Raw genomic sequence first — 24,429 nt, 5'->3', positions numbered from 1 at the left:
GCACCCGGCCGTCTCGCCCGTGGCCCGTATCCCCGTGCACGGCTCCACGACCGCCCGCAGCTCACGCTCGGGTCCGCAGGTGATGGCCAGGCGCCGCCTTTCCGCCGGGTCCGCGACCAGTGCGCCGTAGACCTGGTCCACGCGGGGCCGGGCGTCGTCGCGGCCGGCGCCGCAGTCCCGCCCGCGCCTGACCTGTGCCCGATCCGTCCGATCCGTCCGTTCCGCGCAGCCCGGCGTCGCACGCGCCACCGACAACACCCCTCTCACGGAACCTCCCGACGGTTCTTACTTACCCGGGGGTAGGCTCAGCGCGAGTGCTTGTTATACGTTCCGTCTAACAAGGGCCGGCGACACCCGCGCCCGTACGACGGAGCCCTTACGCCACTCGACACCGAGGAGTTGGGAGCATGGCAAGCAGCACGGTCCGGTCGGGAGCCGAGCGAGATGTCCAGGCCGCTGAAGTCGCCGGCCGACTGCTCGACTCGGCCCAGCAGTTGTCCTACGACCCCTTGAGCGAGGTGGACTGGGACACGCCGCTGGACGAGGACTTCCACGGCGCGAGCCCCGAGTGGAGCACCCTGTACGGGACGTCGTACTGGGCCGAGCTCACCGAGGCGCAGCGCAAGGAGCTGACCAGGCAGGAGGCCGCCTCGGTCGCCAGCACCGGCATCTGGTTCGAGATGATCCTCCAGCAGCTCATCCTGCGGGACGTCTACGCCAAGGACCCGACGGACGAGACGGTCCAGTGGGCCCTCACCGAGATCGCGGACGAGTGCCGGCACTCGATCATGTTCGCCCGCGGTGCCAAGAAGCTCCGGGCCCCGGCCTACCGGCCGCACCGGGTGGCGGTCGAACTGGGCAGGGCGTTCAAGACCCTGGCGTTCGGCGAGGCCGCCTACGCCGCGATCCTCGTCGCCGAGGAGGTCCTGGACGTCATGCAGCGCGACTGGATGCGGGACGAGCGGGTCGTGCCGTTCGTTCGCACCATCAACAACATCCATGTGGTCGAGGAGTCCCGCCACATGAAGTTCGCGCGTGAGGAGACCCGTCGCCATCTGGCGAAGGCGGGCCGCGTGCGTCGGCGGATCCACGCGTTCGTGATCGCGGTGGCGGCGTACGTCATCGTCACGAGCATGGTGAACAAGGCCGTGTACGCCAACGCGGGACTGGACGCGAAGCGAGCCATCGCCGAGGCCCGCGGCAACGAGCACCACAAGGCGATGCTGCGTTCCAGCTGCGCCGGGCTGATGGAGTTCCTCGCCTCGGCCGGCCTGCTGACCAGGCCCGCCCTGGCCTTCTACAAGCGTGCTCACCTGATCTGACCGACCCCCGGCAGCGTTGCCGAGCAGAGCGGACACCATGACCTACGCGATCACCCAGACCTGCTGCGCCGACGCGACCTGCGTCGCCGTCTGCCCGGTCAACTGCATCCACCCCACGCCACAGGAGCGGGAGTTCGGCAGCACCGAGATGCTCCATGTGGACCCCAGGGCCTGTATCGACTGCGGTGCCTGCGCGGACGCCTGTCCGGTGGACGCGATCTTCCCCGTGGACCGGCTGACCGGTCCGCAGAAGGCGTACGCCGAGATCAACGCCGCGTACTTCGACGGCACCCCGGCGCCCGCGCCGGCGGCGGGCAGTCCCAACTTCCATGTGTGGGACCGACCTTCGTTCGAGCGCGCCCTGCCCGCCGACTTCCGACCGCTGCGGGTGGCGGTCGTCGGCACGGGACCGGCCGGTATGTACACCGCCCAGGATCTGCTGCTGCACACCAACGCGGAGGTCACGCTGATCGACCGGCTGCCGGTGGCCGGCGGACTGGTGCGGTACGGCGTCGCTCCCGACCATCCGACGACCAGGAAGATCGGCGACACCTTCGCCCGCTTCCACGACCACCCCCGGGTGCGGATGCTGCTGGGCCTCGGGGTCGGGGAGCAGGTGACCGCCGAGGAGCTGTCCGCCCACCACGACGCGGTGGTCTACGCGGTCGGCGCCGCCACCGACCGGCGCCTCGGCATCCCCGGCGAGGACCGCGCCGGCAGTGTGTCCGCGACGACTTTCGTCGCCTGGTACAACGCCCATCCCGACGTGGCGCCCGACGCGATCGACCTGTCCGCCGAGCGTGTCGTCGTGGTCGGCAACGGCAACGTCGCCCTCGACGTCGCCCGCATCCTCACCGGCGACCCCGAGCGGCTCGCCGCCACCGACATCGCCGACCACGCCCTGCGTGCCCTGCGCGACTCCGCCGTCCGCGAGGTCGTGCTCCTGGGCCGCCGCGGACCCGAGGACGCGGCCTGCACCCGGCCCGAACTCCTCGCGCTCGCCCAACTCCCGGGCGTACGACTGGTCGTCGACGACCACGATCCTCGCGTGGGCGCGGCGATCGACTCGGCCGCGCCGGGCGAACTCGCGGCCCTGCTGCGGGAGGTGCCGCGCGAGAAGGTCGACTGGTCCAAAACGCCCGGCGAGGGCAGGCGCATTGTGCTGCGCTTCCACTCCGAACCGCGGGAGATCGTCGGAGCCGAGGGTGAGGGCCCCGCCTCGGCCGTGAGCGCTGTCCGGGTCAGCGGTACCGGCGGCGAGGTCCTACTCCCCGCCTCGACGGTCCTGCGCGCCATCGGCTACCGGGGAACACCGGTGCCGGGGCTGCCGTTCGACGAAGCGACCGGGACCGTCCCACACGACGGGGGCCGGGTGACCGGCCTGCCCGGAACCTACGTCGTGGGGTGGATCAAGCGTGGTTCGTCGGGCGGCATCGGCGCCAACCGCACCTGCGCCGCCGAGACGGTGGGCACACTGATCGCCGACGCGATCGAGGGCGCCCTGCCCCGGCCGACGCCTCCGGCCAAGGCGTTCGCGCGTCTGGCCCGGCGTCGGGCCCCGCATGTCGTGGACGCCCGCGGCATGGCGGCCATCGACCGGGCGGAACGCGCCCTCGGTGACGGCGACGGCAGGCCTCGTACCAAACTCGCGACCGTCGGCGAACTCATCACCGCCTCCCGCCGCCGCGCGAGGCGCTGACCCACTCCGCCGTCCACCTGCGACACCGCAAGAGGCATCATGTGGCGGACAGGACAGCAGGAGGAGCAGCGTGACCGACACCAGCGACACCCGACCCGCAGACGGTTCCGCGCGAGCGGCTCGACCGAGCCCGCTGCTCCGCCTGATGCGCTACCTCCCCCTGATCGCCCCCGTCCTGCTGTGGGCCGTGCCCTGCTGGGTGCTGCTGTACGGCGGTCAGGACTGGCCGCTGCCGGTCCTGACCGCCGGCACCGCCGTGTTCGGCGTCGGTCTGGTCGCCATGCCGCTCGCGATGGTGCGCGGCCACGGCCGGCGCCAGCAGGACCGGGCGGCGATCCTGGGCGACTCCCTGCTGGGCGGCAGCTGGGTCCTGTTCACCTGGTCCGTGCTGCTCGGCGTCCTGCTCCGGCCGGCCCTCGCGGTGGCCGGTGTCGGCGACGGACAGGATCGGGCCCGCATCGTGGCCTGGACCGTCCTCGGCGTGAGCGCCGTGCTGCTCGGCTGGGGGTACTACGAGGCCCGCCGCGTGCCCCGGGTACGTCAACTGGACGTGACGCTCCCGCGCTTGGGGGCGGGGCTCGACGGCACCCGCGTCGCTCTCATCACCGACACGCACTACGGACCCCTCGACCGCGCCCGCTGGTCGGCGCGGGTCTGCGAGGTGGTCAACACCCTGGAGGCGGACCTGGTCTGCCACACCGGCGACATCGCGGACGGCACGGCGGAACGCCGCCGCGCGCAGGCCGCCCCGCTCGGCACCGTGAAGGCCGGCCGGGCCCGGGTCTACGTCACCGGCAACCACGAGTACTACAGCGAGGCCCAGGGCTGGGTCGACCTGATGGACGAGCTGGGCTGGGAGCCGCTGCGCAACCGCCATCTGCTGCTCGAACGCGGCGGCGACACCCTCGTGGTCGCGGGCGTGGACGACGTCACCGCCGAATCCTCCGGACTCGTCGGCCACCGCGCCCACCTCGCCGGTGCCCTGGACGGCGCCGACCCCGATCTCCCCGTTCTGCTCCTGGCCCATCAGCCCAAGTTCATCGACCGGGCCGCCGCCGCGGGCATCGACCTCCAGCTCTCCGGCCACACGCACGGCGGCCAGATCTGGCCCTTCCACCACCTGGTCCGGATCGATCAGCCCGCCCTCGCCGGCCTCACCCACCACGGCGCCCGCACCCTCCTCTACACCAGCCGCGGCACCGGCTTCTGGGGCCCGCCGTTCCGCGTCTTCGCCCCCAGCGAGATCACCCTGCTCGTCCTGCGCTCGCCGCAGCAGCCCACCGCTCCTCGCTAGGCGAGGTCACCGGCCGCCGACGAAGTTCTGGAAGTACTACTGGCGGCGGGCCCTGCCCTCCTGGATTCTGGCCGCATGTGCCGGGCAGTGGGCTCCTCCCAGCGGGGCGCCCGCATGACGACGGAGGCAGTTGTCGATGGATCGGGCCGAGGACGTACGCAAGATTCGCAGGGATCACGCCACCCCCGTCTGCCCGATCGCCCGCGGGGAGGACGGTACTTGGCGGATACGCGGCTATGAGGCGGCACGGGCCGTTCTGCGCAGCACTGAGACCGTGCAGGCGGGCCTCGGGATCGAGACCGTGGAGAAGCTGCCGGCCCGGATCCGGCGGCCGGTGCTGTACCGCGACGGGCCCCAGCACCGGGAGCACCGGCGACAGACCGCCCGCTACTTCACGCCGCGCCGCGTGGACGAGCACTACCGGGGCCTGGCCGACCGCGTCGCCCGCCGGCACCTGGACACCCTGCGGAGTGAGGGCGAGGCATGGCTGGAGGACCTCACCTTCGGCGTCTCGATCGACGTGGCGTGCGAGGTGATCGGTCTGACGCACAGCAGGCCCGGGATCCAGCGCCGTCTGGAGCGCTTCTTCCCCGAGAAGTTCGGCAGGCCCGGGCTGACCAGTTGGCACGGGATCTACTGGCTGCTGCGGCAGAACAGCCAGTGGCTGCGGATCTATCTCGCCGACGTCCGCCCGGCCGTCCGGGCGCACCGTGAACAGCCCGCGGACAACCTGATCTCCCATCTGATCGCCGAGGGGTGTTCCCGTGCCGAGATCCTCGGTGAATGCCTCACCTACGCCGCCGCGGGCATGGTCACCACGCGTGAGTTCATCAGCGTCGCCGCATGGCATCTGTTCACCGACGAGGCGCTGCGCGAGCGCTATCTGGCCGGGAGCGAGAGCGAACGCCTGGCGGTGGTGCACGAACTCCTGCGCCTGGAGCCCGCGGTCGCCCGCCTGAAGCGGCGGACCACCGGTGCGGTGGAGATACCGGGTGCCGACGGGCCGGTCACCGTGCCCGGCGACGCGCTCGTCGAGATCTTCGTGGACGAGGCGAACACCGACCCGGACGCCATGGGCGACGACCCCACGACCGCCTGCCCCGGCAGGTCGGCGACAACCGGCCGTTACGCGGCCGCCCTGTCCTTCGGCGACGGACCGCACCGCTGCCCCGGTGGCGACATCGCGCTGATGGAAACCAACGTCTTCCTCGGCCACCTCTTCGCCCTCGACGGCATCCGCATGCTCACCCCGCCCCGCGTCACGTTCCAGGACGAGATAGGCGGCTATGTGCTTCGCGGACTGCGCGTGGCCGTCGACCGTCGGTGACCCCCCTCAGGGTCTGGGCTCGCTTCACCCACGGCCGGGTCGGTGACCAGGCGGAAGACATCGCGCGTCGGATGGACGTCGACCGGGATGGTCGTCCCGACTTCGATGGTCTGCTCCCCGGCGATGAGGTGGCTTGTCGTGAGCGGTGGTCTGCCTGGCACGGTGACCAGCATCCGGATCCTGGTGCAGCGGTCGTCCTCACTGCACCACACGTGCTCGGCGGACGTGACCTTGCCCATGGCGCGCACGCCGGCCGTGTCCAGGTCGTGCCACACACGCTGGTCCCGCAGGGTGCCGACGACGGCCAGGAGCAGGACGGCCACGGTCAGCGGGGTCCAGATGAGGCCGGTCACGACGACACCGCGCCTGTCGTCGTCGGGGACGTACCCGTTGAGACCGGCCAACAGGATCAAGGGACCGGCGCACACGAACAGGAGCCCGAGAGCGGTCCAGACGGGCTGTTCGAAGAAGCCCGTCGGACGGTTCACGGGGCCTTCGGCTTCCGTGGTTCGCGAACGTCCTGACACAGCCGGATCGTAACGGACTCGAACGGGTTCGAAGGGGCGCTCGTCAAATGCCCCGCAGAACACGTTCCAGCGCCGCCCGGCCCACCGGTCCCCAGTGCGGCTTGCCGCCGGGAAGGCCCCGGTCGCCGTTATGCCCCATGAGGATCAAAAAGAGGCACTTCGTCGCGGCCAGGCCGCGGGCCCGCCGGATCGCCGCGTCGTCCGCATGCGCATACGTGTCGAAGAACCGTGCGGCCGTGCCCGCGGGGAGCAGCACCCACGCCGCGGCGAGGTCCCACGCCGGGTCGCCGGCGAACATGTCGCCGAAGTCGACGATGCCCGAGAGGGTTCCCTCGGAGACGACCACGTTCGCGGGGTGGAGGTCGCCGTGCACCCATACCGGCGGGCCTTCCCACTCGGGGGCCGCGACCGCGTCGTCCCAGACGGCCCGGACCTCGGCGGCGATGTCGTCGACGGCGACGGACCGGAGGAAGTGCTCGAAGCCGTCCGTGCAGTGCTTGGGATGGGCGCCGCGGTCTCTGCCGGTCGGCGCCTCGGCGGGCGCCGGCACATGGAGCGCCCGGAGGAAGTGCGCCAGTGTGTCGGCCGCGTGGGCGCCGCGGGTGATCGAGCCGTGGTCCAGTGGCTCGCCGGGAACCCACGTCATCACGGTCCAGTGCTTGGGGAAGCGCTCGGACGGTTCGCCGAACCGCACCGGCGTCGGCACCGGGAGCGGCAGGCGCGGAGCCAGCACGGGGAGCCACCGGCGTTCCTTGAGCTGGAGCTCCGGGGTGGGATCCATACGTTGCATGCGTACGGCCAACTCGTCGCCGAGGCGCCACATTTGGTTGCCCCAGCCGCCCGCCACCTCACGCAGGGGCAACCCCGCGAGGTCAGGATGTTGCTCCTTCAGCAGGGCACGTACCAGATCTGCGGTGATCTCGGTGTGGGCGACGGTGTCGGTGTCAGTCATGCGACGTCACAGTACCCAAGCCCCCCGAAGTGGACGCGGTTTGACGGGACTTGCGTACGGCGGGAATGAGGGCGGCGAGCCTTTCGAGTTGGTCGCGCTGGGCGTGCAGGTCCAGACAGCCGAGGCGGACGACGAGGTGCCGGGCGCCGGCGGCGACGTACGCTGCCAGGTGCTCCAGCACCTGGTCCTCGGAGCCGGTGACGACGGCCTGGATCTTCTCCAGTTCGCGCAGTGGCATGCCGTAGGTGGCTTGTGCGTAGTCGTCCAGTGCCTGGCGGCCGGAGTCGACGTCGTCGTCGATCCGTACCGAGACGAACAGTGCGGGGGTGATGGCCTCGGTCGTCCGTCCGGCGTCGGCCGCTGCCTTGTGGATGGTGTGGAGGCCGGATGCGTAGTCGGCGGGGTCGGGCGGGTAGGGCAGCCATCCGTCGTACAGCCGGCCGGCGCGGGCCAGTGCCGCGGGTGTCGCGCCGCCGAGCCACAGAGGTGGGCCGCCGGCTCGGAACGGCCTGGTCGTGGTCGGGATGTCAGTGAACCGGAGGATCTCCCCATGGAAGGCGTCGGCGCCGTCCCACAGGGCCCGCCACAGCGCGACCGTCTCGTCCAGGCGGGCGAAGCGCCTTTCCCAGGGCAGCTCGGACAGCGTGTAGAGGGGCCGCCCGAATCTGCCCGGGAAACCGGCGCCGACGGTCACGGTGAGCCTGCCGCCGGACAGCAGGTCGATCGACGCGAGTGACTGCGCGGCCTGGACCGGCCGGCGCAGGAACGGCATCAGGGCGGCGGTGCCCAGTGTGACGGTGTCGGTGGCCGGGGCGAGTGCGGCCAGCATCGTGAGCGCCTCGATGCGCGGGCTGATGAGGGAATCGTTGACGAACAGCGAGGAGAAGCCCGCGCGTTCGGCATGCCGGCCGAAAGCGATCAGCTCACGGGCGTCGTCGTCGGCGCCCCACTGGGCGGTTGCGGTCGGAAGCAGTACACCGATGTCCATGCCGGCAAGACTCGCGACCGGTGGGAGTGCCGACAATTCCCTGCGGGGAATGGCCTGTTCACCTTCGGCACCGTTACAACTTGCTGGTGGACTTCCCTCGTGCGCTTCGTGAACGCCGTACCCGCCGTCATGTCAGCCAGCTCGACCTGGCCCTGCGCGCGGGCACCACCCAGCGCCACCTCAGCTTCATCGAGTCCGGCAGGTCCGTTCCGGGCCGGAACATGGTGGTGCGCCTGGCCGAGTCGCTGGAGCTGCCGCTGCGGGAGCGCAACGAGCTGCTGCTGGCCGCCGGGTACGCGCCCGCCTACCCGGAGAGCTCACTGGACGATCCGGCGCTGGCCCCCGTACGCACGGCGATCGACCACATCCTCCGCGGGCATCTGCCGTACCCTGCGCTGGTCCTGGACCGCGGCGGACGCCTGATCGCCGCGAACTCCGCCTTCGATCTGATCACCGAAGGCGCCGCCCCCGAGCTGGTGGGCCCGGGCAGAAACATGTACCGCCTCGCGCTGCATCCCGACGGCCTGGCCCCCCGGATCCTCAACCTCGCCGAGTGGGCGCGCCACATCCTGGTGCGCCTCGGCCACTTGGAGGAGTTGCACGCCGAGCTCACCGGTTACGTTCCCGAGCCTGAGCCGACCGCGGGGCCGCTCGGTTTCGCGGTGCCGCTCCATCTGCGGTCCTCCTACGGCGAGTTGCGTCTGATGACGACAGTGACCACGTTCGCCACCGCCGTCGACGTGACCCTTGCCGAGCTCAAACTGGAGGCGTTCCTGCCGGCCGACGCGGCGACGGCGGAGGCTCTCGCGGCAGCCGCAGCGGCCTGGCCGACCGATTCATGAGGATGCCGGGAGAGCGCGAGGGCCGGCGGAAGGTTTCCCGCTCACCATCGAGCCCTACGACGGCGCACCGCGGCCCCTGACCTATCTTGGCGCCCATGCAGTCATACACAATCGGCCAGGCAGCCCGTCTCCTCGGCGTGAGTCCGGACACCGCGCGCAGATGGGCGGACGCGGGCCGGGTCGCCACCCACCGCGACGAGGGCGGGAAGCGGCTCATCGACGGCGCGGACCTGGCCGCGTTCTCCGTGGAGCTCGCCAAGGGCGGCACCGGTGAGGAGGAGGTCTCCACCACGTCGGTCCGCAACGCGTTCCCCGGCATCGTCACCGCGATCAAACTCGGTGACGTGGCGGCACAGGTGGAGATCCAGGCCGGTCCGCACCGACTGGTCTCCCTGCTCACCCGGGAAGCGGTGGAGGAACTCGGCCTGGAGGTCGGCATGGAGGCCACCGCCCGAGTGAAGTCGACGAACGTACATATCGACCGCGTCTGACCACGGCGGTCGCGGGTGACGGCGAGCAGGAAGCGGAGGCGGTCCCTGCGGCGGGCGGGGACGAAGACCCCGAGGACCGGTCCCGTACAAACGCACATGCGATGTGTTCGGATGGAAGATCCAGCTCATGCGATGTGACAAGAGACTTTCGCCTCGCACTTGCGGCATTATCATCAGCGCAGGCAAGGTCGAGAGCCCGTGGCCGGTCCGTCAGGGGCCGGTGCGGTGGTGTCCGTGAGGACCAGAAGGAGTTGCACCCGTGATGACCCGTTCCGTGCGTCGGACCCGTCGGATGATGCAGGTGACCGGCGTCGGCGCCGCCGCTCTGCTGGCTCTGAGCGCCTGCTCGTCCTCCGACGACGACTCCTCCAAGGGGTCGGGCTCCGACGCCTCGGCGTCCTCCTCGCCGAAGCTGTCCGGCGAGGTGACCGTGTTCGCCGCGGCCTCGCTGAAGGAGAGCTTCGAGACGCTGGGCAAGGAGTTCGAGCAGGCCCATCCCGGCACGAAGATCACCTTCAGCTTCGGCGGCAGTGACGCGCTGGCCGCGAGCATCACGGGCGGCGCCCCGGCGGACGTGTTCGCCTCCGCCAGCCCCAAGACGATGAAGATCGTGACGGACGCGGGCGACAACGCCACCGATCCGGCCACCTTCGTCCGCAACCAGCTGGAGATCGCCACCCTTCCGGGCAACCCCGACAAGGTCGCCTCCCTCAAGGACCTGACGAACAAGGACCTGAAGGTCGTGCTGTGCGACAAGACGGTGCCGTGCGGTGCGGCCGCGGAGAAGGCCCTGACGGCGAGCAAGCTGAAGCTCACCCCGGTCTCCTACGAGGAGGACGTGAAGTCCGCCCTCAACAAGGTCGTCCTCAAGGAGGCCGACGCCGCTGTCGTCTACAAGACCGATGTGAAGGCCGCGGGTGACAAGGTGGAGGGCGTGGAGTTCCCCGAGTCCGCCGACGCCATGAACGACTACCCGATCACCCTGCTCAAGGAGTCGAGGAACACCGACACCGCGAAGGCGTTCATCGCGCTGGTGCAGTCCGCCGAGGGCCAGAAGGTGCTGACCGCGGCAGGGTTCCTCCAGCCGTGACGTCTCCCACCAAGGCCGGCGCCGCGGACACCCTCACCGGTGGCCCGCGGCGCCGCCACGCGTACCGGGGCGCTCCGCTGCCCCTGCTCGTGCCCGCGCTGATCGGCCTGGCGTTCCTCGTCCTGCCGCTCGTCGCCCTGCTGATCCGGGCCCCCTGGAGCAGCATGCCCGACCTGCTCACCAGCACCGAGGTGTGGCAGGCGCTCCAGCTGTCCCTGGTCTGTGCGACGGCGGCGACGGCCGTGAGCCTGGTGATCGGGGTGCCGCTGGCCTGGCTGCTGGCCCGGGTGGAGTTCCCGGGACGCGGTCTCGTACGGGCGCTGGTCACTCTCCCCCTCGTCCTGCCGCCGGTCGTCGGTGGTGTGGCACTGCTGATGGCGCTCGGCCGCAACGGCGTCGTCGGTAAGTGGCTCGACGCGTGGTTCGGCATCACCCTCCCCTTCACCACCACCGGGGTCGTGATCGCGGAGGCGTTCGTCGCGATGCCGTTCCTCGTCATCAGCGTCGAGGGCACCCTGCGTGCCGCCGACCCGCGCTACGAGGAGGCCGCCCAGACGCTCGGCGCCTCCCGGTTCACCGCCTTCCGCCGGGTCACGCTGCCGCTCATCGCGCCCGGAGTGGCGGCGGGCGCCGTTCTGGCCTGGGCGCGGGCGCTCGGGGAGTTCGGGGCGACGATCACGTTCGCCGGCAACTTCCCCGGCCGCACCCAGACCATGCCGCTCGCCGTGTACCTCGCCCTGCAGAACGACCCGGAGGCGGCCATCGCCCTCAGCCTGGTGCTGCTCGCCGTGTCGATCGCGGTCCTCGCGGGCCTGCGCGACCGATGGATGACCGCCTCATGAGCGACGTCGAGAAGAAGACGATCAGCTACGACGTCCAGGCACCGTCCGCTGACGGACTCGACGCCCGTCTCGTGGTCGAGCGCGGCTCCTTCCGCCTCGATGTGGCGCTCTCGGCGAAGCCCGGCGACGTCGTCGCCCTCCTCGGCCCCAACGGCGCCGGCAAGACCACCGCCCTGCGTGCCCTCGCCGGTCTCGTCCCGCTCACCGACGGCCATCTGCGGCTGGACGGCACGGAGTTGGACCGTACGCCGCCCGAGTCCCGCCCGGTCGGGGTCGTCTTCCAGGACTACCTGCTCTTCCCGCACCTCACCGCGCTCGACAACGTGGCCTTCGGACCCCGCTGTCACGGCGCCTCCAAGTCGGAGGCCCGCGCCCAGGCCGCCGTATGGCTGGACCGCATGGGCCTGACAACGCACGCGTCCGCGAAACCCCGGCGGCTTTCCGGGGGCCAGGCGCAGCGTGTCGCGCTCGCCCGCGCCCTGGCCACCCACCCGCGCCTGCTCCTGCTCGACGAGCCGCTCGCCGCACTCGATGCGCGCACCCGGCTCGACGTACGGGCCCAACTCCGCCGCCATCTGGCCGACTTCGAGGCGGTCGCCGTCCTCGTCACTCACGATCCGCTGGACGCGATGGTGCTGGCGGACCATCTCGTCGTGGTGGAAGAGGGCCGGGTCGTCCAGCAGGGCACGCCGGCCGACATCGCCCGTCATCCGCGGACCGACTACATCGCCCACCTGGTCGGTCTCAACCTCTACCGGGGACAGGCAGACGGGCACACGGTCCACGTGGAGAGCGGCTCCACGGTCACCACTACGGAGCACCTCACCGGCCCGGTCTTCGTCGCCTTCCCGCCCAGCGCGGTCACCCTGCACCGCGACCGGCCGACCGGGTCCAGCGCCCGCAACTTCTGGCGCTGCGAGGTGGCAGGTCTGGAGACGCACGGCGACCAGATCCGCGTCGCCCTCGGCGGCGAACTCCCGCTGGCCGCCGACCTCACCACGGTCGCCGCGGCCGAACTCGACCTCCACGCGGGTGCCGTGGTCTGGGCGACGGTGAAGGCGGCTCAGACGCACGCGTACCCGGCGTAGCGAACCGAGGGGACAGAGGTTTCTCAACCGGCTCCGAGAAACCCCGGATCGGCGCCGTCGAACTGACGGCACGCGTCGCGGCTCAGGCCCAGGAGTTCGGCCATGGGCACCGCTCGGCGGCTGGTCGCCGAGAGGTCCTGGCGGGCCTCGGCCGACCACAACGGCGGGAAGAACGACAGCCCCTGACGGCCGTTCAGCGCGGCGACCTCGTCACGCCAGCCGTCCCATCGCAGGCTCTCGTAGAACTCATGGAGGCCTCCGGAGACAATCCAGGACAGCCAGGCCGAGTGGCCGGCGCCCAGCGGCTCCCAGCGCAGGGCGTCCGGGGCGAAATAGAGCATCTCGCCCGGTTCGCCGGGGCGCCCGGTCTCACGCGGGCTGCCCCCGTTGAGCGTGAAGACCCCGCCCAGCACATCGTGCGCGATCACGAGTCCCGCGCCCGACGGCCATGCGGGATCGAACGTCGTGGGCATCGCGTTGACCTCGGCCAGGCCGGGCAGCCCTGCGGCGTCGGCACCGCCCGGGCTTCCGAAGATCCGCAACCATCCGCCGTCCACCAGGAGACCACCGCAGTTCAGCACCAGGCCGCCCAGATGCGAGCGGGCGGAGATCTGGAGTTGCAGCAGCGAGGCGCGGCCCGACTCGGCGTCGCCGGGCAGCACCTCGACCGGTACGTCGGTGCCGGACAACTCCTCGAGAAGGACCGGCCAGGCCGGATCGTCGACGTCGATCAGCTCGTTGATCTCGCGCATCCCCGCATCGTCGCATCAGCACCCAGGGGCTCACTCCGCCGGGTCGACGAGTGGCCGGCTTCTTGATCCGGCGATCGAGATGGCCCCTTACTCGTATCGGTACTTCAGCGAATCCGCCTCCGTCTGCTCGATGTCGGCGATCGTCAGCTCCGGCATCCGCAGCTGGGCCAGTGTCACCTCGGCCGAGGTGGGCTGGGCATCGGCCGGCAGCCACTGCTCCGGCTTCCAAGCCCCGCTGCGCAACAGGGACTTGGGGCAGTGCGGGTAGACCTCCTCGATCCCGACCACCAGCGCGCTGGCGGGCGGCTTGCCCACGGCGGTCAGCTGCGAGAGCAGTTCCGGGCGGGTGGAGACGCAGGCCCGACCGTTCACTCTGAGCGTCGTCGTGCGTCCCGGGATGACGAACAGCAACCCGGCCCGTCCGGTGGCGATGACGTTCTGCAGGGTGTCCAGACGCTTGTTGCCGGTCGCGTCCGGTATCGCCACCGTCCGGGAGTCCAGGACGGCGACGAAACCGGCGGGGCCGCCGCGCGGGGAGACGTCACAGTTGCCCTCGGCGTCCACGCTGGCGACCAGGACCAGCGAGGAGCAGCCGATCAACCGCCTGGTCTGATCGGTGAGTTCGGTCATCTGCTTGCGCACGGCCGCGGCGTTGGGGAGTTCGTAGACCTGGCGCAGCGCCTCCTGGTCGGACACGGCGTCGAGGCGCAGGAGGTCGAAGGCACTGCCGGCGAGGGATGTCGTCATGCCTCGACACTAATCGGCCGACCTGCGATCGATCGTCCTCATGGCAGGCCTCAGATGTCCTGCGGGGCCGGGGGGGGGAGCACGGGGTTCTCAGGCGCGGACGGGAACGGGTGCCGGCTTCACCCGGGCCACGGTCATGACGTACAGGAGCAGACCCGCGATGGTGAGGACGAAGCCCGACCAGACGGTGGACAGGGTGCCCCAGCCGGCGTCGAGGGCGACCGCGCCGCCGATCGCGCCGAGGCAGTTGGCCAGGTTGAGGGCGGCCAGGTTGAGCGTTCCCATCAGGGTCGGGGCGTCGGGTGCGAAGGCGGTCAGCCGCACCTGGATGGTGGGGATGGCGAGCATCATGGTCGCGCCGACGCCGAACAGACAGGGCAGCAGAATCACCAGGTTGTCGCCTGCCGCGCCGATCAGCACCAGGAACGCCAGCGCACCGCCGTAGCCGAGGATCAGGCCCCGGTTCTCGTACCGGTCGGCGACCCGTCCGCCGATGTGGTTGCCGACCGCCATGCCGAGGCCGAAGACGGCGAGCGCGATCGGGATGAGCGAGGCGTCCCGCCGCGCCGCGTCGGTGACGAACGGGCCGATGAACGTGTAGACGGCGAAGATGCTGGAGATACCGAGTGCCGCGACGGTGACCATCAGCCAGACGCCCCGGCTCCGCAGGGCACCCAGCTCGCCCGTGAGAGAGCTGCCGCGCAGGTCGTCGGTGCGCGGCAGCCAGGCCATCAGCGCGGCTCCGGCGAGCAGTCCGACGGCGACGACGGTCCCGTACAGGGCGCGCCAGCCGGCGTGCTGGCCGATGAAGGTGCCGAGCGGTGATCCGGCGATGGTGGCGACGGTGAGTCCTCCCATCACGGTGGCGAACGCCTTGCCGCCCTTGCCCGGCCCGTACACGTACGCGGCGACGACGGCCCCGGCGCCGAAGAACGCGCCCTGCACGCTGCCCGCGACGAACCGGAAGACGACGAACAACGTGATGTCCGGCGCCAGGGCGGACAGACCGTTGCCGATCACGAACAGCCCGATCAGGCCGAGCAGCAGAGTGCGCCGGTTGACCCGGGCGGCGAGCAGGGTGATGGCCGGTGAGCCGATCATCACGCCGAAGGCGTAGGCGGTGATCGCGTAGGTCGCGACCGGAACGGACACCTCGAGGTCGTCCGCGAACAGCTGGATGATGCCGTTGCTGCCGAACTCCCCGGCGCCGATGGCGAAGGTACCCAACGCCAGTGCGAACAAGGTCAGTCTCGGATTCCTGATGGGTGACGTCGCGGAGGTGTGCCGCCCTTCCTCGGCGGTGCACTGGCGGTCGTACGCGCGTTGATGCATCGTCTCGTCCTCGGCAGGAGGGTCGATGGGACGGGGACGGGCGAGGGGGTGGTCGTCGCCCGCCCGGAGGTGTCAGCGCGCGGCGCGCCTGATGAGGGCGGCGGTCGCCGCGGGCCGCGCGATCATCGCGACGTGTGAGGTGTCGGCCTCGAAGGTGTGCGCGCCGGCCCGGTGTGCCATGAACCGCTGCGCCGCCGGGGGCAGGACCTGGTCGTCGCGGCCCACCAGGTACCAGGACGGAACGGTCCTCCAGGCCGGGGTGCCGGACGGCTCCCCGAGGGTGCGCACGTCGGCCGGCCGCTGGCCGGCCCACATCAGCGCGGTGGTCGCCTTCGGCAGGTCGCCGGCGAACACGTCGTGGAAGAACTCCTTCTTGATGTAGCCGTCGACGAGGCCCTCACCGTAGGGACGGAAGTCCAGTGCCGCCTCGCTGAGCCTGCTTCCCGGGTACTTCGTCTGCAGGCCCAGCAACGTCTCGCCCTGGTCGGGCGCGAACGCGGCCACGTAGACCAGCGCCTTGACGTTCGGGTTGCCGGTCGCGGCGTTCGTGACGACGATCCCGCCGTAGGAGTGCGCGACCAGGACGAGCGGGCCGCTGAGGGTCGCGAGGACGCTTGCGAGATAGGCGGAGTCGGCGGCCACGCCACGCAGGGGGTTGGACGGCGCGATGACCGGATAGCCGTCGCGGATGAGCCGGGAGGCGACCCCGTTCCAGCCGGAGGCGTCGGCGAACGCTCCGTGCACGAGTACCACGGTGGGCTTCCGGCCGCCGCCGCTCGCGGTGTGCGCGTGCGCGGCGGGCGCGTCGAGTGCGGCGCCCATCACGACCGCGGCGGATCCGGCCAACAGCCGTCGGCGAGTTGTCGTCATCGCTGTGTCCCCTTTGATTTCCGCTGTTCTCAGTGGTGATCGCGGGTCAGCGTAGAAGCGGCTACTTGACGAGAACTGAACAGGATTCCGGGCGCCGATTCCGTTGTTGTCAAGCGCGCCTTCCCACGACGTCACTGGGCGCCTGACAGTGGGCGTGCTCGTCCAAGGTGTAGTGGCGTTGCAGCACGACGGCGATCGTCATGAGCACGGCCGGGACCAGGGTGAAGCCGTAGCGAACGGCCGCCAGCGCACCGGAAGACTGCGTGACGTGCTCGCCCGCACTGGAGGCCACGAAACCGCCCACAGCCAGGCAGGCCGAGTACACGTACGGTCCCAGCGCGCCACCGGTGGCCTCGGCGGCGGTCCACACGCCGGTGTAGCTGCCCGCGCTTGCGGCGCCGGCCGGCCCGGCGGCGGCGATGACGTCGGGCACCATCGACAGCGGCATCAGCTGCATCGCGGCGAACGCGACGCCCAGCACGGACACGGCGGCGATCAGCAGGGGCAGGCCGGCCCCCGCGCCCAGGGCCAGCACCAGCGAGCCGGCCACGAACGCCGCCTGGGCGAAGAGCAGGCTGCGCTGCTTGCCGAGACGCCGGGCCACCAGGACCCACAGGGGCGTGGTCAGGACCGCCGGTGCCATGAACGCCGCGATGAGCACGGTCGTGAGCGAGGAGCGGCCCAACTCGTACTCGGCGAAGTACGGCATGGCGGCCAGTACCAGGTTCATCGTGATCGCGACGGTCAGATAGGACGCGGCCAGCGCACGGAACTGGCGGTCGCGCAGCGCCACCAGCAGCCCACCTCTGCTTCCCGGCCCGGCCGGGATGCCCGGGGCCGCCCGGTTGAGGCGGGCGACGCCGGCGATGCCGACCAGCATCGCCACGAGCATGACCGCGCCGAGCAACAGGGCCATCCTCGTGTAGTCGCCGACGCCCGGATCGTCACCGGCGACCACCGGCGCGGCTACGCCGGCGAGCAGGACGCTCACGGTGATCACCACGTTGCGGTAGCCCATGAGACGGGTCCGCTCGTGGTAGCCGATGCGCAGGTCGGCCGGGGTGGCGAGGTAGGAGACCTGGTAGAGCGAGTAGAGCAGGTTGCCGGCGACCAGTGCCGCCGCGACCCATATCGCGGCGGCCGTCCCGTGCAGCCCCGAGGGCACCGCGAACAGGGCCACGAAGGCGAGCACCACGACGCAGCCGACCAGCATCAGTCGCCGCCGGTGGCCGGTGGCGGCCAGGTCGGTGTCGGAGAGCCGGCCCACCCACGGGTGCGTCACGATGTCGGCGACGTTCGGCAGCAGCAGCGCGAGACCGGCCGCGTACGGCGGCACGCCCAGGACGTCGGTCAGGAAGTACAGCAGGAAGATGCCCGGCACGGTGACCCAGATGCCCATGCCGACCGAACCGGCGGCGAACGGGACGAGTGCGCGCAGGGGAAGCCGAACGTCTGTCATGTACCGCCTCCAGGAGATCCCCGATGGGAATGTCTGCGTCGTCAGAAGGCCAGGGCCAGCCGGCGTACGGCCTCCCGCAGTTCTTCCGGCGTGCGGTCGCTGTAGGACAACCGCAGATGCCGGGCCGAGGAGCGCTGCCCGGGGTCCGCCGCGAAGTACTCCCCCGGCTGGTAGAGCACGCCGTGGGCGGCCGCCCGCCGGAACAGCTCGGTGGGATCCACGGCGTCGTCGGTGAGTCGCGGCCAGAGGAACAGGCCGCCTTCGGGGGCCACGATGCGGAAGGCGCCCGGTAGTTGCTCCCGCAGAGCGTCGATCAGCGCGTCGGCGCGCTCTCGGTACAGGGTGGTGGCGCCGTGCACGATCCGGTCGAAGCGGGTGGCGTCGTCGGTGAGCAGCCGTTCGATCGTCGCCTGGGTCACCGAGGACGTGTGGACGTCGAGCCGGTTGCGCAGCCGGGTCACCGGGTCCACGAGGTGGTCCGGCAGCACCAGCCAGCCCACACGCCAGCCGGGGCCGAGGGTCTTGGTGAAGGTGTTGACGTGGATCGCCCGATCCGACTCGTGGAAGACGGCGACCCCCTGGTCCTGTCCGCGGAAGCGCAGTTCGCGGTACGGATCGTCGACGATCACATAGAAGCCGTACCGTTCGGCGAGCTCGATCAGTGCCCGGCGTTTCGGTGCCGAGAGACTGACCTGGGCGGGGTTGTGGAAGTCGGGCACGGTGTAGGCGGCGGCGATCCGGGTGCCGTTGGCGAGCCGCCGGGCGAGGTGTTCGACGTCGAAGCCGCCCGCCACGACCGGTACCGGAAGGGTTCGGGTCGTCGACACCTCCAGGGCCCACAGGAATCCCGGGAAGACCGGATCGTCCACGGCGACGGTGGCGTCGCGTTCGACGACGGTCAGCACCGTCAGTGCGAGGCCGTGCATGCCGCCGTTGGTCACCACGATCCGGCTCGGGTCGACGCCCTCCCGTCGCGCGATCCAGGCGCACAGCGCGTCGGATCCGCGCGGCGGCCCGTACTGCAGGCTCGCGATGGCGGCGTCGGGGTCCTGCCACACCTGCGCGGACGCCTGGCCGATCGCCTCGACCGGCAGCGCCGCGGGGGCGGGGATGCCCCCCAGCAGTCGGATCGTGCCGGGGCGGGGGCGGCCAGGCTGGCGTCGACGAAGCCTTTCGGCGCGGAGAGCCCCCGGGCCAGGACAGTCAGCCCGTTGTGTTCCTCCGGACCCGTGGTCATGCGCCCCCTCCAGGTGCGGAGAGGAGGTGTTCGGCGCGGCGAGCGAACAAGTGTGCCTCGTATGCGGTGGATTGCGTGTGGGCGTGTTCGGCGGCGGCCCGGACCGCGGTAGAGGGTGCGCCGCGGGCCTGAAGCAGGCGCGCCTTCAGCAGCAGGAGCAGCCCTTCGGCGTACCGCTGGCCGTAGTCCCACATGGCCTGGTCGGCTCGGCCGAGCGCGGCGTCGGCCCGGTCGGGCGATCCGGCGGCCAGCCACATCTCGGCGATCAGCGCGTAGTGGTAGGCGATGCCCCATTGCGGCGGATCGAGCAGGTGGGCGGCCAGGAGTTCCTCGGCCTCGGCCGCGGCGCCGGCCGGGTCATCGCCGGTGAGGGCGCGCGCCCAGCACCAGAACTGCCGGATGTAGTGGTCGATATGGGCGCTGAGGCGGGCGAGGCCTGCGGCGACCCACCGCTCGCCGGCGCGCCGTGCCGTTTCCGCGTCCCCGGCCATGGAAGCGATCATGGTCGTGTAGTAGACCCAGACCGAGGCCGCGTACGGGTCCCTTGGGGTGTCCCAGGTGTCGACGAAGGCCAACGCCGTGTCGACATCACCGTGCAGCGCGGTCATGACGGCCCGCCAGCCGGGTCCTTCCCCGGGAATGCTGCCGTCCCGCCGCAGCGGTGTCTCCTCGTCCGGGGCGGCGGTGCCGCCGATTGCGACCTCCTCCTTGCTGAAGCACCGGTATGCCTCGCCGATGTTGCCGATGTCCCACTGGTGCAGGCCCCATGCCTGCCGGCCGTAGCGTCGGACGGCGGGAGAGGAGGACGCCTGACCGAGCTCGTGCATGCGGCGGGCCAGCTGCCCGCGGCCCTTCTCCATGGCGGTGTAGGCGCCCATCAGGCGGATGAAGAGGAAGTCGGCGGCCTCCGCCTCCCGGCCGAGCGTGCGGGCCAGGTACTCGGCCCGTCCCAGCAGATCGAAGGTCGAGGCGTCGTAGCCCGACTGCCGTCGGACGACGATGGCGAGCAGCGTGAGGGCGGAGAACTCCAGCTCCATCAATCCGGAGGCGCGGGTGACCTGGACGGCGGAGCGCAGCTGCCGGTTGGCGGACTCGAAGGCGAGCCTGGCCGCCGCGCGGCGGCCGGCGCGGATCAGTGCCTCCGCGGTGCGGCCGGGGTCGGCGAGGGGGCCGGCGGCCCACAGGTGGTAGGCGAGGCGTTCGGCGACGTCCTCGTCGTCGGCGTGGATCTGTTCGAGGGCGTCCGCGACACGCAGATGCAACTGGGTGACCTGCTGTGTCGTCGCGGTCTCGGAGACCGACTCGCGCACCAGGTCGTGCGCGAAGCGGAGCGAGGACGGGTCCCGCGGTCCGGGTTCGAGCAGCCCGAGCGTGTGCAGCGGTTCCAGGCGAACGAGGCAGTCCGCGACCTCCACACCAGTGGCGCGGGACAGCAGCCTGAGGTCGACGTCGCGGCCGATGAGCGCGGCCACCCGCAGCAGGCCGCGGGCGCGGTCGTCGAGCCCGGCCATCCGGTCGCGGACGACGTCATGGACGGTGGAGGGGACCCCGGCCGCCGCGGACGCGTCGCCGACGCCGAGCGCGCCGACCCCGTCGAGGAGCCGGGACAGTTCGCGGACGAAGAACGGGTTGCCGGAGGTACGGGCGTGGATGGCGCGGGCGACGGCGTCGCCGGGATCCTGGCCCGCCTCGTTGCGGATGAGTTCGGCCACGTCGGCCGGACCGAGCGGCCCGAGCCGGAACCTGCGGTGGCCGGGCCGTCGGCTCGCGGCGGCCAGCACCCGGGAGAGGTCAGGGCTGAGGGTGGGCGCGCGGTCGCGCAACGCGCCGATGAGCGCCGTGCCCTGGGGCAGCCGCCCCGCCAGATGCTGCAACAGTTGGAGGGAGGTGACGTCGGCCCATTGGAGGTCGTCGAGGATCAGGAGGGTCGGCCGCCGCGCCGAGGCCTGTCCGACGAGGGCGACGACCTGTTCGAACAGCCGGAACTGGGCGTTGCCGTCGGGGAGTTCCCGGCCGGCGTCCTCCCGCGCCCCGAGGAGGCCGCCCAGCCCGCCCGTGAGCCACTGTTCGCTCGCCGCGGTGGGCAGACTGTGCACGACCTGGCCGAGTGCCTGCTCCCACGGCCACATCGCCGGGGTCCCCTCGCCCTCCAGGCAGGAGCCCCAGACGGTGAGCGCACCCAGCCGGCCCGCCACGGCGGCGGCCTCCTCCAACAGCCGCGTCTTGCCCGCACCCGGTTCGCCCTCGACGACGCCGATCGCGCTGTCGCCGGCGAGCGCGCGCTCCACCAGGCGCCGCAGCGTGGCGAGTTCCTCCGTCCGGCCGATCAAGGTGGCCCGTCCGGCCTCCACCTCCCTGTCCGGATCCCGCACCGCCGGCGCCGCCGTGGGCTGCGCGAGGATGCGCTGCTGTGCGTCCACCAGCCCCTGACCCGGGTCGATGCCGAGCTCCTCGGCGAGCCTGTCGCGGGCCTGGCGGAACACCGACAGCGCCTCCGCCTGGCGGCCGCAGGCGCCGAGAACGCCGACGAGGGCGGCCAGCACGGGCTCGTTGAACGGCGCCATCGACGCGGCCAGTTGCAGCGCCGCGAGCACCCGCTCCGGGTGGCCCGTCGGCACGGCAAGAGCCGCCGCCCCGGTGCACGCGTCGTAGAACTCGTTGTCGAGTGCGGTGAAGACCGTCGCGGCGAGCGTCCCGTCGGCGATGCCGTCACCCGCCGAGCCGTGCCAGAGCCCGAGGGCCTCGACGTAGTGATCGAGAGCCGTCTCGTGCTCGTGCCGGGCCAGCGCGGCCCTGGCGGCTTCGACGAGTTCCCGGAAGGCGACGAGGTCCAGAACGGCGGAGCCCGCGACGAAGAGGTAGGAATTGCCGCGCCGATGGAGGAACGAGCCGGCTTCACGGACGGGCAGCGAAGGCTCCAGCAGCCGTCGCAACGCGCCGACGTACTTCTGGAGGATGTTGAGAGCCGACGCCGGGACGTCCTCGGCCCAGATCAGGTCGACCAGTTCGCTCGTGGTGATCGGCTTGCCCGCGCGGGCGAGCAGGAGCGCGAGCAGGTACGACTGCTGCCGAGGGCCGGGGTCCAGTTCGACGCCGTCCCGCCAGATCCGCATCGGACCGAGAACCTGCAGACGCAGAGACGCGGCGGAGGAAGCCATTCCTTTTCCCATTCCCAGCCCTGGCCGGCCTTCGCCGCCATCCGGCGTCCATGGTGGCTCAAGTCCTGTGACAGGGAAAGCGATTACCAGTAATTGCCCGGTCTGCTGTCCTTCGAGGCGCTCACCCTGGCCGGGCCGACTTGACGGCGACTGAATGACCAGGGAAGGCCACCCGGATCGACGTCCCGGTCTCGTTCCATTCCTGTCCAGTACGGCGCCATAGCTTTGCGTCGATCGCGAAGACGTCGTCATCCGAAGGAGAGGCTGGTCCATGGTGAGCGGGAAACCGACGATCGTGCTCGTACACGGAGCCTTTGCCGACAGCAGCGGCTTCAACGCCGTCGCCAAGCGGCTTGTCACCGACGGCCATTCAGTGGTCGCCGCGCCGAATCCACTGCGCGGGCTCGCTTTTGACGCGGCTCAGGTCAGGGCATTGCTGGAGAGCATCGAGGGACCGATCGTGTTGGTCGGGCACTCGTACGGCGGTGCGGTCATCTCGACTGCCGCCCAGGGGAACACGAACGTCAAGGCACTGGTCTATCTGGCGGCGTTCGTGCCCGAGACGGGCGAGAGCGCACAAGCGCTGGTGGAGAAGTTCCCGGGCAGCACCGTGGGCGAGTCCCTGAAACCGGTGCCGCTGCCCGACGGTCAGGTGGACCTGTACATCGACCCGAAGGTCTTTCATCCGCATTTCGCGGCCGACGTGTCGGCGGAGGAGGCCGCCCTCTACTCGATCACCCAACGCCCCGCCACCGGCGCCGCCCTGGGCGAACCCGCCGCCGGCCCGCAGGCCTGGCACACGATCCCGAGCTACAACCTGATCAGCGGCGCCGACCGGATCATCCCGCCGGCGACGCAGGAGTTCATGGCCCAGCGCTCCGGCGCGAAGACCCAGGTGGTCGAGGGCGCCTCGCACATGGTGTTCGTCTCCCGGCCGGGCGCGACGGTGGCCCTCGTCGAGACCGCCGTACAGGAGCGGACGCTCCCCCAGTAGCCCCGCCGGACACCGTAGGCGCACCGATCCGCTGACCCGTGGGAGGGAACATGCACAAGACCGAAAAGGCCATGAGGTGGGGCCTGCGTATCCACCTTCTCTGGTACGTCGTCGCCAATGCGGCCCAGGTGGTGCTGTGGGCGATTCTCACACCCGACCACTTCTTCTGGCCCGTGTGGTCGATTGTCGGCTGGGGGATCGGGCTCGCGATCCACGCCTGGGCGATTCGCTCGAAGCACCGCTCGCTCGTCCGGCCATGACGCGCACCCGACACCACGGGGAGCAGAGGAGGAACATGCCCGAGAAAGTAGTACCGGGTCGAAATACCGCCGCGGCCGAGGGCGATGTCGTCGTCTTCCACATCGGGCTTCGGATCAACCGACTGTGGGCGTTCTCCAGTTGGGTCCCGGCCTTCATGTCGATGCCCCGCATGCTGCGCGAGCTGTCACAGGAGAAGGGCAGCGGGCTGCTCGGCTACAAGGTGCTCTACGGCGGCCTGCGGGACTTCTACGTCGTCGAGTACTGGACCGACAAGGAACGGCTCCTCGCCTACGCCCACGAGCAGAACAAGGAGCACCGGCCGGCTTGGTCGGCGTTCAACCGACGAGCACGGGCCGGAAAGGGCCATGTGGGCATCTGGCACGAGACGTTCATCGTGCCGGCGGGCTCCTACGAATCGGTGTACGTCGACATGCCCGCCTACGGCCTCGGCGCCGCGACGGGTGTCGTACCGGTCGGCCGACGCGGCGACACGGCGGCCCAGCGGCTGCGGGCGGCGGAGAAGTAGGCGCCTGTTCGGCGAGGACCGCCCGGTCGGTGGCCCGCGGTGGCTTCCGACCGAGCACCCGGATTCCGCCCACCCCTTCGCGGGCGTCCGGGTGCGACGGCGGCGGCCATGGTGGCCTGTTCCTCACTGATGCGCGTCAGCGGGCGAACTTCTCCACGGCGGCCGCCGTCACGGGCGTGAAGAAGTTGACGAGGTTGCCGTCGGGGTCGCGGAACAGCAGCGAACGGTTGCCCCAGGGCATCGTGGTGGGCCCGGCGACGAAGTCGGTGACGAGGCCGGTCAGGTTCTGGTGGACGCGGTCCACGTCGTCGACGCGGAACTCGGTGATCACGCTGTGGTTGTCCGCGGGGCGGGCGGAGCCCGGGGCGAACAGCGGGACGGTGCGGGTGCCGGCGATCGCGAGGGTCGCGCCCGCGGTCCTGAGTTCGGCGAAGTCCTCGGTGGCCCACGCCGCCCGCACGCCCGTGGCTCGCTCGTAGAAGTCGACGAGGCGTGCGACGTCGCCGGTGATGATGCGGATCGAGACGAAGTCCATGTCCATGGGAGATCTCCTTGGCTGTGCTGAAGGGCGTGCGGGCGTGCTCGTCGCAGGCTAGGAGAGATACTGGACAGAATCGGTCCTGTATCGGCG

23 protein-coding genes are annotated in these 24,429 nt (G+C 71.1%); 12 read left to right on the top strand and 11 right to left on the bottom strand.

The window, feature by feature from the left end:
* Positions 1–407: 407 nt before the first annotated feature.
* From OG885_RS42830 to OG885_RS42815, 4 genes are all read left to right on the top strand, one after another.
* Positions 408–1,322 (top strand): diiron oxygenase, encoded by a 915-nt coding sequence (locus OG885_RS42830; protein WP_405742061.1) that lies wholly within the window; start codon positions 408–410, stop codon positions 1,320–1,322.
* Between the two features lie 37 nt (positions 1,323–1,359).
* Positions 1,360–3,021: an FAD-dependent oxidoreductase gene (locus OG885_RS42825; protein WP_405742059.1), complete on the top strand. Its 1,662-nt coding sequence runs from the start codon at positions 1,360–1,362 to the stop codon at positions 3,019–3,021.
* Positions 3,022–3,091: 70 nt separating this feature from the next.
* Positions 3,092–4,315, top strand: coding sequence for a metallophosphoesterase (locus OG885_RS42820; protein ID WP_405742057.1), 1,224 nt, complete (start codon positions 3,092–3,094; stop codon positions 4,313–4,315).
* 136 nt (positions 4,316–4,451) lie between these two features.
* Entirely contained in the window at positions 4,452–5,642 is a 1,191-nt protein-coding gene (locus OG885_RS42815) for a cytochrome P450 (protein ID WP_405742056.1), read from the top strand.
* Here the strand turns inward: OG885_RS42815 and OG885_RS42810 are convergent.
* The 3 genes from OG885_RS42810 to OG885_RS42800 all read right to left on the bottom strand — a co-directional run bounded on the left by OG885_RS42810 (position 5,600) and on the right by OG885_RS42800 (position 8,109).
* On the bottom strand, positions 5,600–6,130 hold the full coding sequence (locus OG885_RS42810; protein WP_405742054.1) for a hypothetical protein: 531 nt from the start codon (positions 6,128–6,130) through the stop codon (positions 5,600–5,602). The genes OG885_RS42815 and OG885_RS42810 overlap by 43 nt on opposite strands.
* 82 nt (positions 6,131–6,212) lie before the next feature.
* Entirely contained in the window at positions 6,213–7,121 is a 909-nt protein-coding gene (locus OG885_RS42805) for an aminoglycoside phosphotransferase family protein (protein WP_405742052.1), read from the bottom strand.
* On the bottom strand, positions 7,114–8,109 hold the full coding sequence (locus OG885_RS42800) for an LLM class flavin-dependent oxidoreductase (protein ID WP_405742050.1): 996 nt from the start codon (positions 8,107–8,109) through the stop codon (positions 7,114–7,116). Before OG885_RS42800 ends, OG885_RS42805 begins: the two co-directional genes overlap by 8 nt.
* A gap of 86 nt (positions 8,110–8,195) precedes the next feature.
* Here OG885_RS42800 and OG885_RS42795 point away from each other — a divergent pair, with 86 nt between their 5' ends.
* The 5 genes from OG885_RS42795 to OG885_RS42775 all read left to right on the top strand — a co-directional run bounded on the left by OG885_RS42795 (position 8,196) and on the right by OG885_RS42775 (position 12,462).
* Entirely contained in the window at positions 8,196–8,951 is a 756-nt protein-coding gene (locus OG885_RS42795) for a helix-turn-helix domain-containing protein (RefSeq protein ID WP_405742048.1), read from the top strand.
* A gap of 95 nt (positions 8,952–9,046) precedes the next feature.
* Positions 9,047–9,442, top strand: coding sequence for a molybdopterin-binding protein (locus OG885_RS42790; RefSeq protein ID WP_399965216.1), 396 nt, complete (start codon positions 9,047–9,049; stop codon positions 9,440–9,442).
* A gap of 262 nt (positions 9,443–9,704) precedes the next feature.
* Positions 9,705–10,532 carry a molybdate ABC transporter substrate-binding protein gene (modA, locus tag OG885_RS42785; protein ID WP_405742046.1) on the top strand — a complete coding sequence of 276 codons (828 nt, stop codon included), beginning with the start codon at positions 9,705–9,707 and terminating at the stop codon, positions 10,530–10,532.
* Entirely contained in the window at positions 10,529–11,374 is an 846-nt protein-coding gene (locus tag OG885_RS42780; protein ID WP_405742044.1) for an ABC transporter permease, read from the top strand. Before modA ends, OG885_RS42780 begins: the two co-directional genes overlap by 4 nt.
* Positions 11,371–12,462, top strand: a complete 1,092-nt coding sequence (locus tag OG885_RS42775) for an ABC transporter ATP-binding protein (RefSeq protein ID WP_405742042.1) — start codon at positions 11,371–11,373, stop codon at positions 12,460–12,462. The genes OG885_RS42780 and OG885_RS42775 overlap by 4 nt, the downstream gene beginning before the upstream one ends.
* A gap of 23 nt (positions 12,463–12,485) precedes the next feature.
* Here OG885_RS42775 and OG885_RS42770 read toward each other — a convergent pair whose 3' ends face one another.
* The 7 genes from OG885_RS42770 to OG885_RS42740 all read right to left on the bottom strand — a co-directional run bounded on the left by OG885_RS42770 (position 12,486) and on the right by OG885_RS42740 (position 22,017).
* Positions 12,486–13,214: a DUF2625 domain-containing protein gene (locus tag OG885_RS42770; protein WP_405742041.1), complete on the bottom strand. Its 729-nt coding sequence runs from the start codon at positions 13,212–13,214 to the stop codon at positions 12,486–12,488.
* A gap of 87 nt (positions 13,215–13,301) precedes the next feature.
* Entirely contained in the window at positions 13,302–13,961 is a 660-nt protein-coding gene (locus OG885_RS42765; RefSeq protein ID WP_405742039.1) for an MSMEG_1061 family FMN-dependent PPOX-type flavoprotein, read from the bottom strand.
* Positions 13,962–14,051: 90 nt separating this feature from the next.
* A complete protein-coding gene (locus tag OG885_RS42760) occupies positions 14,052–15,293 on the bottom strand; it encodes an MFS transporter (RefSeq protein ID WP_405742037.1) in 1,242 nt (413 codons plus the stop codon).
* Positions 15,294–15,365: 72 nt separating this feature from the next.
* Entirely contained in the window at positions 15,366–16,163 is a 798-nt protein-coding gene (locus OG885_RS42755) for an alpha/beta fold hydrolase (RefSeq protein WP_405742036.1), read from the bottom strand.
* A 109-nt stretch (positions 16,164–16,272) separates the two neighbouring features.
* The gene (locus OG885_RS42750) at positions 16,273–17,622 is read right to left on the bottom strand and encodes an MFS transporter (protein WP_405742034.1); all 1,350 of its coding nucleotides are present in this window, start codon (positions 17,620–17,622) and stop codon (positions 16,273–16,275) included.
* A gap of 41 nt (positions 17,623–17,663) precedes the next feature.
* Positions 17,664–18,680, bottom strand: coding sequence for a PLP-dependent aminotransferase family protein (locus OG885_RS42745; protein ID WP_405742032.1), 1,017 nt, complete (start codon positions 18,678–18,680; stop codon positions 17,664–17,666).
* A 175-nt stretch (positions 18,681–18,855) separates the two neighbouring features.
* Complete coding sequence (locus OG885_RS42740) at positions 18,856–22,017, bottom strand: ATP-binding protein (RefSeq protein ID WP_405742030.1); 3,162 nt, start codon at positions 22,015–22,017, stop codon at positions 18,856–18,858.
* 271 nt (positions 22,018–22,288) lie between these two features.
* On the opposite strand from OG885_RS42740, the gene OG885_RS42735 reads away from it, so the two are divergent.
* From OG885_RS42735 to OG885_RS42725, 3 genes are read left to right on the top strand one after another with little or no spacing between them, the layout of a single operon-like run.
* A complete protein-coding gene (locus OG885_RS42735) occupies positions 22,289–23,011 on the top strand; it encodes an alpha/beta fold hydrolase (RefSeq protein ID WP_405742028.1) in 723 nt (240 codons plus the stop codon).
* A 50-nt stretch (positions 23,012–23,061) separates the two neighbouring features.
* On the top strand, positions 23,062–23,271 hold the full coding sequence (locus tag OG885_RS42730) for a 2TM domain-containing protein (protein ID WP_405742026.1): 210 nt from the start codon (positions 23,062–23,064) through the stop codon (positions 23,269–23,271).
* Between the two features lie 35 nt (positions 23,272–23,306).
* Positions 23,307–23,798, top strand: a complete 492-nt coding sequence (locus OG885_RS42725) for a DUF4188 domain-containing protein (RefSeq protein WP_405742024.1) — start codon at positions 23,307–23,309, stop codon at positions 23,796–23,798.
* 136 nt (positions 23,799–23,934) lie between these two features.
* On the opposite strand, the gene OG885_RS42720 is transcribed toward OG885_RS42725, so the two are convergent.
* Positions 23,935–24,333 (bottom strand): VOC family protein, encoded by a 399-nt coding sequence (locus tag OG885_RS42720; RefSeq protein ID WP_405743146.1) that lies wholly within the window; start codon positions 24,331–24,333, stop codon positions 23,935–23,937.
* Positions 24,334–24,429: the final 96 nt, after the last annotated feature.

This window comes from Streptomyces sp. NBC_00028, from assembly GCF_045041065.1.
GTDB lineage: Bacteria > Actinomycetota > Actinomycetes > Streptomycetales > Streptomycetaceae > Streptomyces.
The sequence above is the reverse complement of the archived record's forward strand: the minus strand, read 5'-3'. Positions and strand labels throughout refer to the sequence as shown.

What these genes read in the sequence shown, in the direction of transcription:
- OG885_RS42720 (WP_405743146.1), bottom strand. Translation starts at nt 24,333, where the DNA reads ATGGACTTCGTCTCGATCCGCATCATCACCGGCGACGTCGCACGCCTC.
- OG885_RS42775 (WP_405742042.1), top strand. Translation starts at nt 11,371, where the DNA reads ATGAGCGACGTCGAGAAGAAGACGATCAGCTACGACGTCCAGGCACCG.
- OG885_RS42805 (WP_405742052.1), bottom strand. Translation starts at nt 7,121, where the DNA reads ATGACTGACACCGACACCGTCGCCCACACCGAGATCACCGCAGATCTG.
- OG885_RS42815 (WP_405742056.1), top strand. Translation starts at nt 4,452, where the DNA reads ATGGATCGGGCCGAGGACGTACGCAAGATTCGCAGGGATCACGCCACC.
- OG885_RS42735 (WP_405742028.1), top strand. Translation starts at nt 22,289, where the DNA reads ATGGTGAGCGGGAAACCGACGATCGTGCTCGTACACGGAGCCTTTGCC.
- OG885_RS42770 (WP_405742041.1), bottom strand. Translation starts at nt 13,214, where the DNA reads ATGCGCGAGATCAACGAGCTGATCGACGTCGACGATCCGGCCTGGCCG.
- OG885_RS42790 (WP_399965216.1), top strand. Translation starts at nt 9,047, where the DNA reads ATGCAGTCATACACAATCGGCCAGGCAGCCCGTCTCCTCGGCGTGAGT.
- OG885_RS42765 (WP_405742039.1), bottom strand. Translation starts at nt 13,961, where the DNA reads ATGACGACATCCCTCGCCGGCAGTGCCTTCGACCTCCTGCGCCTCGAC.
- OG885_RS42740 (WP_405742030.1), bottom strand. Translation starts at nt 22,017, where the DNA reads ATGGCTTCCTCCGCCGCGTCTCTGCGTCTGCAGGTTCTCGGTCCGATG.
- OG885_RS42750 (WP_405742034.1), bottom strand. Translation starts at nt 17,622, where the DNA reads ATGACAGACGTTCGGCTTCCCCTGCGCGCACTCGTCCCGTTCGCCGCC.
- OG885_RS42800 (WP_405742050.1), bottom strand. Translation starts at nt 8,109, where the DNA reads ATGGACATCGGTGTACTGCTTCCGACCGCAACCGCCCAGTGGGGCGCC.
- OG885_RS42725 (WP_405742024.1), top strand. Translation starts at nt 23,307, where the DNA reads ATGCCCGAGAAAGTAGTACCGGGTCGAAATACCGCCGCGGCCGAGGGC.
- OG885_RS42755 (WP_405742036.1), bottom strand. Translation starts at nt 16,163, where the DNA reads ATGACGACAACTCGCCGACGGCTGTTGGCCGGATCCGCCGCGGTCGTG.
- OG885_RS42830 (WP_405742061.1), top strand. Translation starts at nt 408, where the DNA reads ATGGCAAGCAGCACGGTCCGGTCGGGAGCCGAGCGAGATGTCCAGGCC.
- OG885_RS42825 (WP_405742059.1), top strand. Translation starts at nt 1,360, where the DNA reads ATGACCTACGCGATCACCCAGACCTGCTGCGCCGACGCGACCTGCGTC.
- OG885_RS42760 (WP_405742037.1), bottom strand. Translation starts at nt 15,293, where the DNA reads ATGCATCAACGCGCGTACGACCGCCAGTGCACCGCCGAGGAAGGGCGG.
- modA (WP_405742046.1), top strand. Translation starts at nt 9,705, where the DNA reads ATGACCCGTTCCGTGCGTCGGACCCGTCGGATGATGCAGGTGACCGGC.
- OG885_RS42730 (WP_405742026.1), top strand. Translation starts at nt 23,062, where the DNA reads ATGCACAAGACCGAAAAGGCCATGAGGTGGGGCCTGCGTATCCACCTT.